The 13,842-nt window shown below is 70.7% G+C and carries 15 protein-coding genes; 8 read left to right on the top strand and 7 right to left on the bottom strand.

The annotated features are described in order from the left end of the window. Positions 1-127 precede the first annotated feature (127 nt). A complete protein-coding gene (gene phoU, locus FLP23_RS04635; protein ID WP_149324786.1) occupies positions 128-781 on the top strand; it encodes a phosphate signaling complex protein PhoU in 654 nt (217 codons plus the stop codon). 119 nt (positions 782-900) lie between these two features. On the opposite strand, the gene FLP23_RS04630 is transcribed toward phoU, so the two are convergent. Genes FLP23_RS04630 through FLP23_RS04620 form a run of 3 tightly spaced genes read right to left on the bottom strand, consistent with a single transcriptional unit; the run spans position 901 to position 2,215 of the window. After that, complete coding sequence (locus FLP23_RS04630) at positions 901-1,209, bottom strand: thiamine-binding protein (RefSeq protein ID WP_149324785.1); 309 nt, start codon at positions 1,207-1,209, stop codon at positions 901-903. An 8-nt stretch (positions 1,210-1,217) separates the two neighbouring features. Further along, entirely contained in the window at positions 1,218-1,424 is a 207-nt protein-coding gene (locus tag FLP23_RS04625; protein ID WP_149324784.1) for a hypothetical protein, read from the bottom strand. 44 nt (positions 1,425-1,468) lie between these two features. After that, a complete protein-coding gene (locus FLP23_RS04620) occupies positions 1,469-2,215 on the bottom strand; it encodes a phosphoglyceromutase (protein ID WP_149324783.1) in 747 nt (248 codons plus the stop codon). A 107-nt stretch (positions 2,216-2,322) separates the two neighbouring features. Between FLP23_RS04620 and FLP23_RS04615 the strand changes: the two genes are divergently transcribed. Beyond that, on the top strand, positions 2,323-3,129 hold the full coding sequence (locus FLP23_RS04615; protein WP_149324782.1) for a class I SAM-dependent methyltransferase: 807 nt from the start codon (positions 2,323-2,325) through the stop codon (positions 3,127-3,129). Positions 3,130-3,219: 90 nt separating this feature from the next. Here the strand turns inward: FLP23_RS04615 and FLP23_RS04605 are convergent, their stop codons facing one another. The 4 genes from FLP23_RS04605 to FLP23_RS04590 all read right to left on the bottom strand — a co-directional run bounded on the left by FLP23_RS04605 (position 3,220) and on the right by FLP23_RS04590 (position 6,561). After that, complete coding sequence (locus FLP23_RS04605) at positions 3,220-4,323, bottom strand: FUSC family protein (protein WP_149324781.1); 1,104 nt, start codon at positions 4,321-4,323, stop codon at positions 3,220-3,222. Between the two features lie 22 nt (positions 4,324-4,345). Continuing rightward, on the bottom strand, positions 4,346-5,452 hold the full coding sequence (ygfZ, locus tag FLP23_RS04600; RefSeq protein ID WP_149324780.1) for a CAF17-like 4Fe-4S cluster assembly/insertion protein YgfZ: 1,107 nt from the start codon (positions 5,450-5,452) through the stop codon (positions 4,346-4,348). Further along, positions 5,452-6,084 (bottom strand): nitrobindin family protein, encoded by a 633-nt coding sequence (locus FLP23_RS04595; protein WP_149324779.1) that lies wholly within the window; start codon positions 6,082-6,084, stop codon positions 5,452-5,454. Before FLP23_RS04595 ends, ygfZ begins: the two co-directional genes overlap by 1 nt. A gap of 216 nt (positions 6,085-6,300) precedes the next feature. Further along, positions 6,301-6,561, bottom strand: coding sequence for a hypothetical protein (locus FLP23_RS04590; protein WP_149324778.1), 261 nt, complete (start codon positions 6,559-6,561; stop codon positions 6,301-6,303). 70 nt (positions 6,562-6,631) lie between these two features. On the opposite strand from FLP23_RS04590, the gene FLP23_RS04585 reads away from it, so the two are divergent. The 6 genes from FLP23_RS04585 to pstA all read left to right on the top strand — a co-directional run bounded on the left by FLP23_RS04585 (position 6,632) and on the right by pstA (position 13,829). Next, positions 6,632-7,312 carry a response regulator transcription factor gene (locus FLP23_RS04585; RefSeq protein ID WP_210413955.1) on the top strand — a complete coding sequence of 227 codons (681 nt, stop codon included), beginning with the start codon at positions 6,632-6,634 and terminating at the stop codon, positions 7,310-7,312. Between the two features lie 63 nt (positions 7,313-7,375). After that, positions 7,376-9,544, top strand: a complete 2,169-nt coding sequence (locus tag FLP23_RS04580) for an RNA degradosome polyphosphate kinase (RefSeq protein WP_149324776.1) — start codon at positions 7,376-7,378, stop codon at positions 9,542-9,544. After that, entirely contained in the window at positions 9,541-10,482 is a 942-nt protein-coding gene (locus tag FLP23_RS04575; protein ID WP_149324775.1) for an NUDIX hydrolase, read from the top strand. Before FLP23_RS04580 ends, FLP23_RS04575 begins: the two co-directional genes overlap by 4 nt. A 133-nt stretch (positions 10,483-10,615) precedes the next feature. Further along, entirely contained in the window at positions 10,616-11,710 is a 1,095-nt protein-coding gene (gene pstS, locus FLP23_RS04570; protein WP_149324774.1) for a phosphate ABC transporter substrate-binding protein PstS, read from the top strand. A 98-nt stretch (positions 11,711-11,808) separates the two neighbouring features. Continuing rightward, complete coding sequence (pstC, locus tag FLP23_RS04565) at positions 11,809-12,747, top strand: phosphate ABC transporter permease subunit PstC (RefSeq protein WP_149324773.1); 939 nt, start codon at positions 11,809-11,811, stop codon at positions 12,745-12,747. After that, positions 12,747-13,829, top strand: a complete 1,083-nt coding sequence (gene pstA, locus FLP23_RS04560; protein WP_149324772.1) for a phosphate ABC transporter permease PstA — start codon at positions 12,747-12,749, stop codon at positions 13,827-13,829. Before pstC ends, pstA begins: the two co-directional genes overlap by 1 nt. The last annotated feature ends 13 nt before the right edge of the window (positions 13,830-13,842 follow it).

The raw sequence follows: 13,842 nt of genomic DNA, 5'->3' as shown, positions 1-13,842 counted from the left end.
TCACGACCCGGTCACCGCTCGTTAACCTTCCCGCGGGACGGTTTCCAAGCGATCGCACACGCGATCACGCGATGCCGCATGCCGATGAGACGACCGAGACCGCTCGGCCAGGAAAGGACCAGGGCTCATGCGCGAGGTGTTCCAGCAGGAGCTGCGCGAGGTGCAGGATCGACTCGTCGAGATCTCCACCCTCGTGGGCGACTCGATCGAGAACGCCACCCGCGCGTTCAACGAGTCCGACGTGGCCCTCGCCGAGACGGTCATCGAGGACGACCGCAAGATCGACGCCCTCGCCGCGGAGCTCGACGAGCTCGCCATCACGATCCTGGCGCGCCAGCAGCCGGTCGCCCGCGACCTGCGCATCGTGGTGAGCGCGCTGCGCATCAGCGCCTCCCTCGAGCGGATGGGCGACATGGCCGAGCACATCGCACAGCTCGCGCGCTACCGCTTCCCCGAGAAGGTCGTGCCGAAGGGTCTGCGCTCGACGTTCCGCGAGATGGGCGCGCTCGACGTGGAGATCGCCCGCAAGCTCACCGAGCTGCTCGCCACCCAGGATCCGGCGATCGCAGAGCACATCCGCAACGAGGACGACAAGGTCGACGCGCTGCACCTCGCGGTCTTCGACAAGGTGCTCGGCGAGACCTGGAAGGGCGAGACGGTCGACACGGTCGACGCGACCCTGGCGTCCCGCTACCACGAGCGCTTCGCCGACCACGCCGTCTCGATCGCCAAGAAGGTGCTCTACCTCGCCACCGGCGACTGGGTGCAGCCCAACTCCTGACGGCCGTTCATGGCGCGGCTGGAGCCGTGACCCGGCGGCGGGGGAAACGCCTCCCGCCACAAGGTCGCTTCTCCCGCCGCCTGGGGCAGCACACGGCGGGCTCGCACCCGACCGACCCCTCAGGCTTGTTCGCCGATCGCCCGTTCGAGGCGCTCGAGCTTACCGTCGAGCTCCCCCGTGCGTCCCGGACGGATGTCGGCCTTCAGCACGAGCGACACCCGCGAGCCGTAGGCGCCCACCGCCTCGGTGGCGCGCTTGACGACGTCGAAGACCTCGTCCCACTCGCCCTCGATCGTCGTGAACATCGCGTCGGTGCGGTTCGGCAGCCCCGAGTCGCGCACGATCTTCACGGCCGCCGCGACCGCCTCGTGCACGGAACCGTCGGCACGGCCGTCGCCGATGGGCGACACGGAGAAGGCGACCAGCATGAACTCTCCTAGCTTTCGGACTCGAACTCGGCGGCGGACCGCGTCGCCTCGCGGCGTCGCCGGAACCGACGTCCTGCGGCGCGCGCACCTCGACCCAACGCGAGCGAGAGCAGCACATAGCCCAGGACCAGCCCGACCACGATGACGACCAGCTGCCACCATGCGGCGACGAGCAGGAGGAACGCCGAGAAGACGTTGTCCGGCATCTCAGCCATGGGCATGGTGCGACTCTAGCCCCCGGTCGAGGCCCCGCGAGCGTCTACTTCTTGCCCTGCGCCGCGACCGCGGCGGCGCCCGCCTCAGCCGCCTCCGGGTCGAGGTACGCGCCGGGGCCGGTGGGCTGGAACGCGTCGTCGAGCTCGTAGACGAGCGGGATGCCGGTGGGGATGTTGAGCTCGGCGATGTCCTCGTCGGAGATGCCGTCGAGGTGCTTGACGAGCGCGCGCAGCGAGTTGCCGTGGGCGGTGACGAGCACGGTCTTGCCCGCGCCGAGATCCTGGGTGATGTCGGAGTGCCAGTAGGGCAGCATCCGGTCGATGACGAGCTTGAGGCTCTCGGTGCGCGGGAGCTCGGCGTCGGCGAGGTCGGCGTAGCGCTCGTCACCCACCTGGCTGTACTCGGCGTCGTCGGCGAGCGGCGGGGGCGGGGTGTCGAAGCTGCGGCGCCAGGTCTGGAACAGCTCGGGGCCGTACTTCTCGAGCGTCTCGGCCTTGTCGAGGCCCTGCAGGGCGCCGTAGTGGCGTTCGTTGAGGCGCCAGCTGCGCTTCACGGGGATCCACAGGCGGTCGGCCACCTCGAGGGCGAGGTTCGCGGTCTGGATGGCGCGGGTGAGCACGCTCGTGTAGAGGATCTCGGGCGCGAGGCCCGACTCGGCGAGCAGCTCGCCGGCACGCTTGGCCTCGGCGATGCCCTGCTCACTGAGGCGCACGTCCACCCATCCGGTGAACAGGTTCTTCTGGTTCCAGTCGGAGTTGCCGTGCCGCAGCAGGATGAGCGTGGAGGTCATGCCGCCAGCCTATCGAGGGCGGTGCGGGTGCATCACGCTGCAGCGAAGGGCCCCGCGTGGCAGAGATCGCGAGCGTGCCGGGCGTCGCGCTATAGCGTTGTGCACCGATGGCGAGAGCGAACAGGCCCGAGGGGCGGATCACGCGCGGCACGACCGGCGTGAACCGGCTGCGGCGGGTGGACCGGTGGATCGCGGCGCTGCCGATCCTGCGGCAGGCACAGGATCCGCTCGTGGTCGACCTCGGCTACGGGGCCTCCGCGACGACGAGCAACGAGCTGCACGAGCGCCTGGCGCGGGTGCGGACGGACGTCGAGGTGCTCGGCATCGAGATCGACCCGGAGCGGGTGCGGCTCGCCTCCCTCGCCGCGCGACCGGGCGTGAGCTTCCGGCTCGGCGGCTTCGAGGTCCCGACGGATGCCGGGCGCCGTCCCGCGATCATCCGGGCCTTCAATGTGCTGCGGCAGTACGACGAGGCGGAGGTGGCGGATGCCTGGGCGCGCATGGCCGCGCGCCTCGCGCCGGGCGGGCAGCTCGTGGAGGGCACCTGCAGCGAGCTGGGGCGGGTGGCGAGCTGGGTGACGCTCGACGCGTCCGGGCCGCACACCTTCACGATCTCGCTGCGGCTCGCGGGGCTGGAGGCGCCGTCGATCGTCGCCGAACGGTTGCCGAAGGCGCTCATCCATCGCAACGTGCCCGGCGAGCGCATCCATGAGCTGCTGCTCGCGCTCGACAGGGCCTGGGCGACGCACGCGCCGCTCTCGGTGTACGGTCCGGTGCAGCGCTGGCAGGCGACGGTCGCGACCCTGCGCGACACGGGGCATCCGGTGCTCGACCGCGCGCCGCTCGGCGGCCGCGCCCGCTGGCGTCTCGGCGAGCTTTCGCTGCCCTGGGCGGCCGTCGCCCCGCGCCCCTGACCCGCGCGCCATCTCCGCGAGAGTACGTACTTCTGGGGCCTCTGGAGCCCGAAACACCCCAGAAGTTCGTACTCTCGCGGAGAGGGCGCGTCAGGCGATCGGCGGCAGCAGGGCGCGCGCGTCGTCGGCGTCGAGACCGGTCGCCTCGAGCAGGTCGACCAGGAGCGGGCGCAGCAGGAGCAGGAACGCGGCATCCGGCACCGGGGCGCCCGGGATGAGCTCCTCGGGGTCGAGCCGCCCGATCAACCGGGTGAACTCCGCCCGCGCGGCCCCCGCCAGCTCCGGATCGTCCAGCTCGCGCCCCAGCAGGCGCACCCCGGTCGCCAGCTGCGACAGCGCCCCCGCCAGCTCGGGACGGACACGCCCGTCCCGCACGAGGAACTCGGCACGGCGCGCGATCGTGCGCAGGTGCCGGGCGGCGAGATCCGCTCCGCGCAGCACCCGCGCACCCCGCCGCAGCTCCGGCAGGTGCCGATGCACCCACGGCGAGATCCGCGCGACCGAGATCGCCGTGTCGAGCGTGGTCGCCCAGGCGTCGATGAGCGGCTGCGTGCGCCGCAGCCGCGTGAGCGCCAGCTCCCCGGCGGCCGGATCGGCATCGGCGAGCCCGTCGACGATCGAGGCGAGCGACTCCTCGAAGATCGAGAACAGCGCGCGCCCGTCCCGGGATGCGGCACGCCGCGGGTCGCGCGGCACCAACGCGGTCACGAGCAGCGCCACCACACCGCCGACGAGCCCGTCGAGCGACCGCGAGAACGGCCCGCCCGAAGGGTCCGGCAGCATCACGACCAGAGCCGACGGCACGGCAGCCGCCACCGCGAACGCGGGATTCGCCGACACCGCGCGCCCCACCACGAACACCACGGCGAGCACGACGACGAGCTGCCACAGCCCCCGCCCGACCAGCAGCGACAGCGCGTCGCCGAGCGCGATCCCGAGCAGGATGCCGAGCACCGTCTCGGCCACCCGCACGGGCCGCGCGTCCCGCGCGAAGCCGAGCGAGTTGATGGTGACCGTGATGGCGAGCAGCGGCACCGCGTGCCCGAGCCCCCAGTGCGCGATCGCGTAGGCCGCGGCCACCGCGACGAGGATCTGCACGATCGCCGGCAGCGACTCCCACACCCGGCGCCCGGCCATCCGCACGTCCACCTGGCGACGCACCCGCCGCTCGAGTCGGCGCAGCTCGGCGCTCATCCCCTCCGCGCGATCGGCCACCTCAGCGGCGCACCGCACCGAGCCGCGGGATGCGCGGCACCTCGACCTCGGCGCCCGCATCGGGCGGCACGATGAGCTCCTGGGTCGCGGGCACGAGACCCGCATCGGCGACCACGGTCAGCTCGGACGCCGGATCGGCGGAGCGCTTCACGAGGGCGAGCGCGATCGGTCCGAGCTCGTAGTGCCGCGCGGACGCCGTGATCCTGCCGACCACCGTCCCGTCGTCCTGCGGGCGGCCGAGCCGCAGCTCGTCACCGGCGGCCGGCAGCACCTCGTCGCTGCCGTCGAGGTGCAGCAGCACGAGACGCCGCGGCGGATGCCCCAGATTGTGCACCTTGGCGACCGTCTCCTGGCCGCGGTAGCAGCCCTTGGCGAGGTGCACCGCCGAACGCAGCCAGTCGAACTCGTGCGGGATGGCGGTGGCGTCGAGCTCGGTCGCGGCCCGCGGGCGCCAGGCGGCGATCCGCAGCGCCTCGAGCGCGAGGGTGCCGGCCTGCGGCGCATCCGCGAGCTCCCCGAGCCGCGTGCGCTCGACGAGCACCTCGCGGTAGCTCCAGTCGGCACCCGGATGCGCGCCTCGCGCGTACTGGTGCCCGCCCGGCTGCACCGCAGTCCACGGGTCGTTCCACACGAGCGGCACCCCGTTCGGGGCGGCGGACACGTCGAGCAGGCGTTGCCCGAGAGGGGCGTCGGCGTCACGGCGAAGGGTGGAGACGGCATCCGCCGCCGGCTCCCGCGCGCCCAGCATGCCGATGGTCGCATACTCGGCGGAGCGGTCCGCCACCTCGACGCGCAGCATGAAGCGCATGCGCTCGAGGAAGGCGGCGAAGCCGGCGCCCGTGCCGGCGTCCATGAGCAGCCAGGTGGTCTCGCCGTCGTCGATCACGCGCGCCGCGTACTCGATGCGGCCGCTCGGATCCAGCAGCAGGGTCTCGGCGGACTCGCCCGGCTGCAGGCGCGCGAGCGACTGGGAGGTGAGCGAGTCGATCCAGCTCAGCCGATCGGCACCCGTGACCGCGATCACCTCGCGCTCGGAGAGGTCGACGAAGGCGCGGCCCGCCGCGAGCGCGCGCTGCTCGCCGAAGATGTCGCCCAGATGCTCGACCATCAGTCCACCCGCGCCAGACGTCCGGAGGCGTGCGTGCGCAGCTCCTGCCCGAGTGCCGCGATGTCCCACGCCCACAGCAGGTGATCCTCGACGAGCCCGTACAACCTGGTCGCCGCGGCGTACTCCTTCGCCGTCGCGGATCGCATGACGGCGTCGGTGGCGAGGTCGATGCGCGGCCCCTTGATCTCCCCCAGGTACAGCTCGCTCACGCCGCCCGGCTGCACGAGCAGCACTTCGAGGTCGAACGCGCCGTGTCCATTGCGGAGCGTCTCGACCGCGTCGGCGGTCTGGAAGACGGGCGCGCCGGTGCCGGGCAGCATCGCGGGGCCGTCGTCGGCGGGGCCGAGCGGGCGGGCCAGACGCCAGTAGCCGATCTCCGAGAAGAGGGGGCGCGGATGCGGGGCCTCGTCGCTGTCGGACGCCGCGTCATCCGGGTCCGGCAGCAACCACGCGCTCGAGCTGTACTGCAGGTGGGGTGTGCCGTCGTGGCTGAACGCCACGCGCTGCCCGAACTCGTGCTCGCGCACCTCGTCGCCCACCTTGTAGGCGATGACGCCGCTGCCCTCCCAGACGCCGATCAGCCAGGAGAGCGGGACGAGTTCGGCCGGGAGGTCGACGTCGAGCTCGAACACGAGCTCAGCGCTGGCCGCGGAAGAGGTTGTAGAGCACGACCACCGACACGGCGCCGATCGAGAGCGTCGCGAGGCCGAGCAGACCGATGAAGAAAAGCTCGAGCGCCAGCATCATGCCCCCATCCTATCCGCACGCCCATGGCGCGGCTGGAGCCGTGACCGTTCGGCGGGAGGCGTTTCCCCCGCCGCGAGGTCGCGGCTCCAGCCGCGCCATGATCAGCGGAGGGTGAGGAGCCAGACGACGAGAGTGGCCAGGATGAGGATGCCGAGCGCGCCGGTGAGACTCACGATGATGCGCTCGACGAGCCCCTCCTTGCGCGAGACCCCCAGCTGGATCACGAAGGTCAGCAGGATCGCCGCCGCCATCACGACAGGCAGCCAGGTGAGCGCCGAGGCGGGCGCCACGAGGAGCACCACGATCGCGCCCACGAGAACCGCCGCCCAGACCGGGATGACACTGCGCAACGAGGTGGGCACGCGCCCCATGCTACGGCTGCGTAAACTGTCGCGTAAGCGACGATCCACGACGCGCCTGAAAGGACCCGAGTTGGCGCAGCTTCTGATTTTGAGCTCTGCAGCCGACACGGACGTGCTCCCAGCTCTCAATCTGCTGAGCCACCGGGTCCGCGCGATCCCCGCGGAGCCGGCGTCGCTCGTGAACGCCCCCACCTCGGATCTCGTCTTCGTGGATGCGCGCCAGGACCTCGCGAGCGCCAAGTCGCTGTGCAAGATCCTCCGAACCACGGGTCTCGCCGTGCCGCTCGTGCTCGTGCTCACCGAGGGCGGACTCACAGCCGTGTCGGCTGACTGGGGTGTCGACGAGGTCATCCTGGCGACCGCAGGCCCCGCCGAGGTGGACGCCCGCATCCGTCTCGTGATCGACCGCCTCGCGAAAGAGAACTCGGTCTCCAAGATCCAGGCCTCCGGCGTCGTCATCGACGAGGCCAGCTACTCGGCGAAGGTGCACGGCCGCCCGCTCGACCTCACCTTCAAGGAGTTCGAGCTGCTGCGCTTCCTCGCCACCCACCCGAGCCGCGTCTTCACGCGCGAGCAGCTGCTCTCCGAGGTGTGGGGCTACGACTACTTCGGCGGCACCCGCACCGTGGATGTGCATGTGCGACGGCTGCGCGCCAAGCTCGGCGATCTCGAGAGCCTCATCGGCACGGTGCGCAACGTGGGCTACCGCTTCAACGTCTACGAGGACGAGCCGGAGCGCGTCGGCATCTGAGCGCCCCACGGCGGCGAAATCCCGTTCATCTGCCGTTCACGCCTGACCTGGCAGGATGGGCGAATGGACACGGAAAGCCCGCTCGGCGACGCCACCCTCGCCGCGGATCTGCTCGACGATTACGACGCGGACCCCGCGCCGATCGACGACGGCACTCTCCCCGGCGACCGCTTCCTCGACCGCGAGCTGAGCTGGCTCGCGTTCAACCAGCGCGTGCTCGAACTCGCCGAGGATCCGGCCCTGCCGCTGCTCGAGCGGGCCAACTTCCTGGCGATCTTCGCCTCCAACCTCGACGAGTTCTTCATGGTGCGCGTCGCCGGCCTCAAACGCCGCATCGACACCGGGCTCGCCGTGCCCACGAACGTCGGTCGCGCCCCGCTCGACGTGCTCGCCGACATCTCCGAACGCGCCCACGAACTGCAGGAACGCCACGCCCGCGCCTTCCGCGACCTCGTGAAGCCCGACCTGGATGCCGCGGGCATCCACATCGAGGGCTGGAACGACCTCGACGAGTCGGACCGCGAGGTCATGCAGGAGGCCTTCCAGACCCAGATCTTCCCGGTGCTCATGCCGCTCGCGGTCGACCCGGCGCACCCCTTCCCGTACATCTCGGGCCTCTCGCTCAACCTCTCGATCCGGGTGCGCAACCCGAAGACCGGCAAGGTGGAGTTCGCGCGCCTCAAGGTGCCGCAGAACCTGCCGCGGTTCGTGCAGCTGCCCACCAAGGGCCAGCTGCGCTACATCCCCCTCGAGGACCTCATCGCCAACCACCTGGGCGACCTGTTCCCCGGCATGGAGGTGCTCGAGCACCACGAGTTCCGGGTGACCCGCAACGAGGACGTGGTGATCGAGGAGGACGAGACCGAGAACCTGCTGCAGGCGCTCGAGAAGGAGCTGCTGCGCCGCCGCTTCGGCTCGCCCATCCGGCTCGAGATCTCGGACGACATGGACGACGTGACGCTCGGCCTGCTCATGCAGGAGCTGCGGATCACGACCCAGGAGGTCTACCGGCTGCCCGCGCCGCTCGACCTGGCGGGCCTGTTCGAGATCACCCGACTCGACCGGCCGGAGCTCAAGTACCCGCGCCGCGTGCCCACCACCTCGGTCGCGCTGCAGCCGAGCGAGCCGACCGAGGCGCCCGACATCTTCGCCTCGATCAGCAGGGGCGACATCCTCGTGCACCACCCCTACGAGTCGTTCGCGACGAGCGTGCAGACCTTCCTCGAGCAGGCGGCCGCCGACCCGCACGTGCTCGCCATCAAGCAGACGCTCTACCGCACGAGCGGCGACAGCCCCATCGTCGAGGCCCTCATCGCGGCGGCCGAGGCCGGCAAGGCGGTGCTCGCGCTCGTGGAGATCAAGGCCCGCTTCGACGAGCAGGCCAACATCTCGTGGGCGCGCAAGCTCGAGAAAGCGGGCGTCCACGTCGTCTACGGGCTCGTGGGGCTCAAGACCCACTGCAAGCTCGCGCTCGTCGTGCGACAGGAGGGCGGCACCCTCAAGCACTACAGCCACATCGGCACCGGCAACTACAACCCGAAGACGAGCCGCATCTACGAGGACCTCGGCCTGTTCACCGCGGACGACATCGTCGGCAAGGACCTCACCCGCCTGTTCAACGAGCTCTCCGGCTACGCGATCGAGAAGAAGTTCAAGCGCCTGCTGGTGGCCCCCCTGCACCTGCGGGCCGGGCTGCTCAAGCGCATCGACGCGGAGGCGGATGCGGCGCGCGCCGGGCGCCCCAGCGGCATCCGCATCAAGGTGAACTCGATGGTCGACGAGGCCATCATCGACGCGCTGTACCGGGCGAGTCAGGCCGGAGTGCCGGTGGACGTCTGGGTGCGCGGCATCTGCTCGCTGCGGCCGGGGGTGGCCGGGCTCAGCGAGAACATCCGGGTGCGCTCGATCCTCGGCCGCTACCTCGAGCACTCGCGCATCTTCTCCTTCCTGAACGACGGCGACCCGCAGGTGTACATCGGCAGCGCCGACATGATGCACCGCAACCTCGACCGCCGGGTCGAGGCCCTCGTGCGGCTCGTCAAGCCCGAGCACCTCGCCGAGACGGATGCGCTCTTCGAGCTCGCGCTCGACCCCGGCACCTCGGCGTGGCACCTCGGTCCCGACGGCGAGTGGACGCGGCACAACCGCGACGAGCAGGGCAAGCCGCTGCGCGACCTCCAGGACGAGGTGTGGCGCCAGGTGTCGAGCCGCCGCCGGGGGGGCATCCGGTGAGCCTGCCTCCCGTGCTCGCCGCGGGGGCGGTCTGCTGGCGGGTCACCAAGAAGGGCGAGGCGAAGATCCTGCTCGTGCATCGCACGCAGCACAAGGACATCTCGCTGCCGAAGGGCAAGCTCGACCCCGGCGAGACGCTCCCCGAGACCGCGGTGCGCGAGATCGCCGAGGAGACCGGCCTCATCATCGGACTCGGGGCGCCGCTCGGCGTCGTCGAGTACGAGCTGCCGGGCGGGCGACCCAAGCAGGTCTACTACTGGGCGGGCGAGGTGAGCGAGGACGCCATCGCCAACTCGACCTTCGCCTCCAACGACGAGATCGAGGACCTGCACTGGGTGAGCCTCGAGAAGGCGCGCCGGGTGCTCAGCTACCCGCACGACGTGGACATCGTGGAGCGCTTCGCCGAACTGTTCGCGCTGGGGCGCGCCCGCACCTTCGCGATCGTGGCGCTCCGCCACGGCAAGGCGGTGCCCGCCGAGGACTGGGACGGACCCGACGCGAGCCGACCGCTCATGCAGCGCGGACGCGACCAGGCGCTCTCGGTGGCCCCCGGCGTCGCCGCATTCCGGCCGGCATCGCTCCTGAGCTCCCCCGCCGAACGCTGCGTGAGCACCATCGCGCCGACCGCGCGGCTCACCGGGCTGCCCGTCAAGGAGAAGGCCGCCATCAGCCAGGACGAGTACCGTTCCGGCGGCGCCGAGGTGCGGAAGGTCGTGCAGTCCCGCATCCGCAAGGCCGAGTCGGTGGTGCTCTGCAGCCACGGGCCCGTGCTGCCGCAGATCATCGCCGCCGTCGCCGCCGAGACCGGCACGGCGGGCAGCAGCCGGCTGCAGCGCGCCGCCGCACTCGCCACCGGCGAGTACGCCGTACTGCACATTCCGGTCGATCACCCCGAGACCGGAATCGTCGCCGTGGAGGTGCACGGCCCCACCGCGTGACGGCTGCTGTTGCGCTCTCGTTCACCTCCCGTTCACCGTTCCCGCCGAACCTGGTCACCGTCGGTTCGTAGCGTCAGCCGCGAGGCCGCCAAGAGCCTCGATGCAGTCCTGACAACTCCCCGAAGGGAACACAGTGAAGATCACGCGTTTCGGTGGCGTCGCCGCCCTCGCGCTCGCGGGCGCCCTCGCCCTCACGTCCTGCGCCTCGAACGAGGCCCCCCCTGCCGGTGGCGACGACGAGCCCACCAGCGACCTTTCCGGCACCTTCAACGGCGCCGGCGCCTCCTCGCAGGGCTCGGCCCAGGAGGCTTGGGTCGCCGCCTTCCAGACCGCCAACCCCGCCGTCACCATCAACTACGACCCGAGCGGTTCGGGTGCAGGTCGCGGCACCTTCATCGCGGGCGGTGCCGACTGGGCCGGCTCCGACTCGGCTCTGAGCGACGACGAGCTCGCCGGCGACTTCGCCGCGTGCGCCGCCGGCACCAAGCCGATCGACATCCCGACCTACATCTCGCCCATCGCGGTCATCTTCAACGTGGAGGGCGTGGACGAGCTCAACCTCGACGCGACCACCATCGCCCACATCTTCAAGGGCGACATCACCAACTGGAACGACCCGGCGATCGCCGCGCTCAACGAGGGCACCACCTTCCCCGACCTGGCCATCACCGCCGTGCACCGCTCGGACGACTCGGGCACCACCAAGAACTTCGCGGACTACCTGTTCCAGGTGGCCCCCGATGTGTGGACCGAGAAGCCGGCCGACGCCTTCCCGTTCCAGACCGGTGAGGGCGCGCAGGGCACCTCCGGTGTCGTCGACGCCGTGACCAACGGTGTCGGCACCATCGGCTACGCCGACGCGTCGAAGGCGGGCGACCTGGGCGTCGCGAAGATCAAGGTCGGCGACGAGTTCGTCGCCTTCACGCCGGAGGCCGCCGCCGCCGTCGTGGCCGAGTCGCCGCTCGTCGAGGGCCGTGGCGAGTTCGACCTCGCGTTCCAGCTGAACCGCACCACGACCGACCCGAGCCACTACCCGCTCGTGCTCGTCTCGTACAGCATCGTCTGCAGCGAGTACGCGGACGCCGCCAAGGGCGCCTTCGTGAAGGCCTACATCGGCTACATCACGAGCCCCGAAGGCCAGCAGGTCGCCGCAGACGCCGCGGGTGCCGCGCCGCTCTCGTCCGAGCTGTCGGCCAAGGTCGCGGCCGCCGTCGCGTCCATCAAGTAAGACCGCAACACCCTCGTCGGGCTGCGGCATCCCACGCATTGCACGGGATGCCGCAGCCCGACAGACTGACACCGAGAACCCCGACTGACGAGGATCGCATGACCGCCGCCCCGGTACGGATCGCCGCCAAGAAGCGGCTCGGCGACCGCCTCTTCTCCGGCGGCGCCCTCGCCGCCGGATCGCTCATCCTGGTGGTGCTCGCCGGCGTCGCGATCTTCCTGGTCGCGCAGTCGCTCCCCGCCTTCCTGGTGGACCCCTCCGAGATCAAGGGCGAGCCCGAGAGCTTCTGGCACTACGTCGGACCGCTCGTCTTCGGCACCGTGTGGGCCGCCGCGCTCGCCCTCATCATCGCCGTGCCGATCGCGCTCGGCATCTCGCTCTTCATCTCGCACTACGCGCCGCGCCGCCTCGCGCAGGGCCTCGGCTACACGATCGACCTGCTCGCCGCGGTGCCGTCCGTCGTCTACGGCCTGTGGGGCGCCGGGGTGCTGGCGCCCGCCATCCAGCCCTTCTACGCCTGGCTCGTGGAGAACCTCGGCTGGATCCCGATCTTCGCGCCGCCCGTCTCCGGAACCGGCCGCACCATCCTCACCGTCGCGATCGTGCTCGCGGTGATGATCCTGCCGATCATCACCGCCCTGTGCCGCGAAGTGTTCCTGCAGACGCCGAAGCTCCACGAGGAGGCGGCGCTCGCCCTCGGCGCCACCCGCTGGGAGATGATCAAGATGGCGGTCATCCCCTTCGGCCGGCCCGGAATCGTCTCCGCGATCATGCTCGGCCTCGGCCGCGCCCTCGGCGAGACGATGGCCGTGGCCATGGTGCTCTCGCCCGCCTTCATCATCAGCTTCGTGCTCACCAGCCCGCAGAACCCGACGACGATCCCCGCCAACATCGCCCTCAACTACCCCGAGGCGCACGGCATCGACGTCAACGTGCTCATCGCGACCGGCCTCATCCTGTTCGTCATCACCTTCGCGGTCAACTCGGCCGCCCGCTGGGCGGTCTCGCGCCGCAAGGAATTCTCGGGAGCCAACTGATGACCGCCCTCGACTCCACGCCGCGCACCGTCACCAACAGCTACACGGCGGGCAAGCTCCCCAGCTGGATGCCGTGGGTGATCCTCGCCGGATCGCTCGCCATCACCGTCGGCTCGTCCATCATCATGGGCCTCGGCACGGGCGAGGTGAACTGGATCCTCGGCGTCATCGCGGGAGTGGCGCTCTTCATCCTCTCGAACTGGGTCATCGCCCTCCTCGTCGAAGGCGGACGCCAGGCCACCAACCGCCTCATCACCTCGCTCGTGAGCGGCGCGTTCGTGCTCGCCCTCATCCCGCTCATCTGGCTCGTCGGCACGGTCGCCGCCAACGGCATGCCGACCTTCCTCAACGGCACCTTCCTCAGCCAGTCGATGCGCAACGTGGTCGGCGAGGGCGGCGGCGCCCTGCACGCGATCGTCGGCACGCTCATCATCACGGGATTCGCGGCGCTCATCTCCATCCCGATCGGCCTCATGACGGCCATCTACCTCGTCGAATACGGCACCGGCAAGCTCGCGCGCGGCATCACCTTCTTCGTGGACGTGATGACGGGCATCCCCTCGATCGTGGCGGGACTCGCCACCTACGCGCTGTTCGCGCTGCTGTTCGGCGAAGGCGTCCGGATGGGCTTCGCCGGATCGGTGGCCCTGTCGATCCTGATGATCCCCGTGGTGGTGCGCTCGAGCGAGGAGATCATCCGCCTCGTGCCGAACGAGCTGCGGGAGGCCTCCTACGCGCTCGGGGTGCCCAAGTGGCGCACGATCGTGAAAGTCGTGCTGCCCACCTCGATCGCCGGCATCACGACCGGGGTCATGCTGTCGATCTCACGCGTCATCGGCGAGACCGCGCCGCTGCTCATCGTGGCCGGCTTCACCGCCTCGATGAACTACAACCCCTTCTCGGAGCGGATGATGTCGCTCCCCGTGTTCGTCTACACGCAGTACGTGAGCCCCGGCACGGACGCCGAGTTCTACATCCAGCGGGCCTGGGCCGGTGCGCTCACCCTCATCGTGATCGTCGCCCTGCTCAACGCGATCGCCCGCGTCGTCTCCCACTTCTTCTCGCCCAAGCTCGGTCGCTGACCCAACCCGAAGG

Origin of the sequence: Protaetiibacter larvae, assembly GCF_008365275.1 — a bacterium.
Classification (GTDB): Bacteria; Actinomycetota; Actinomycetes; order Actinomycetales; family Microbacteriaceae; genus Homoserinibacter; species Homoserinibacter larvae.
This window is presented reverse-complemented; position numbering and strand designations above follow the sequence as displayed.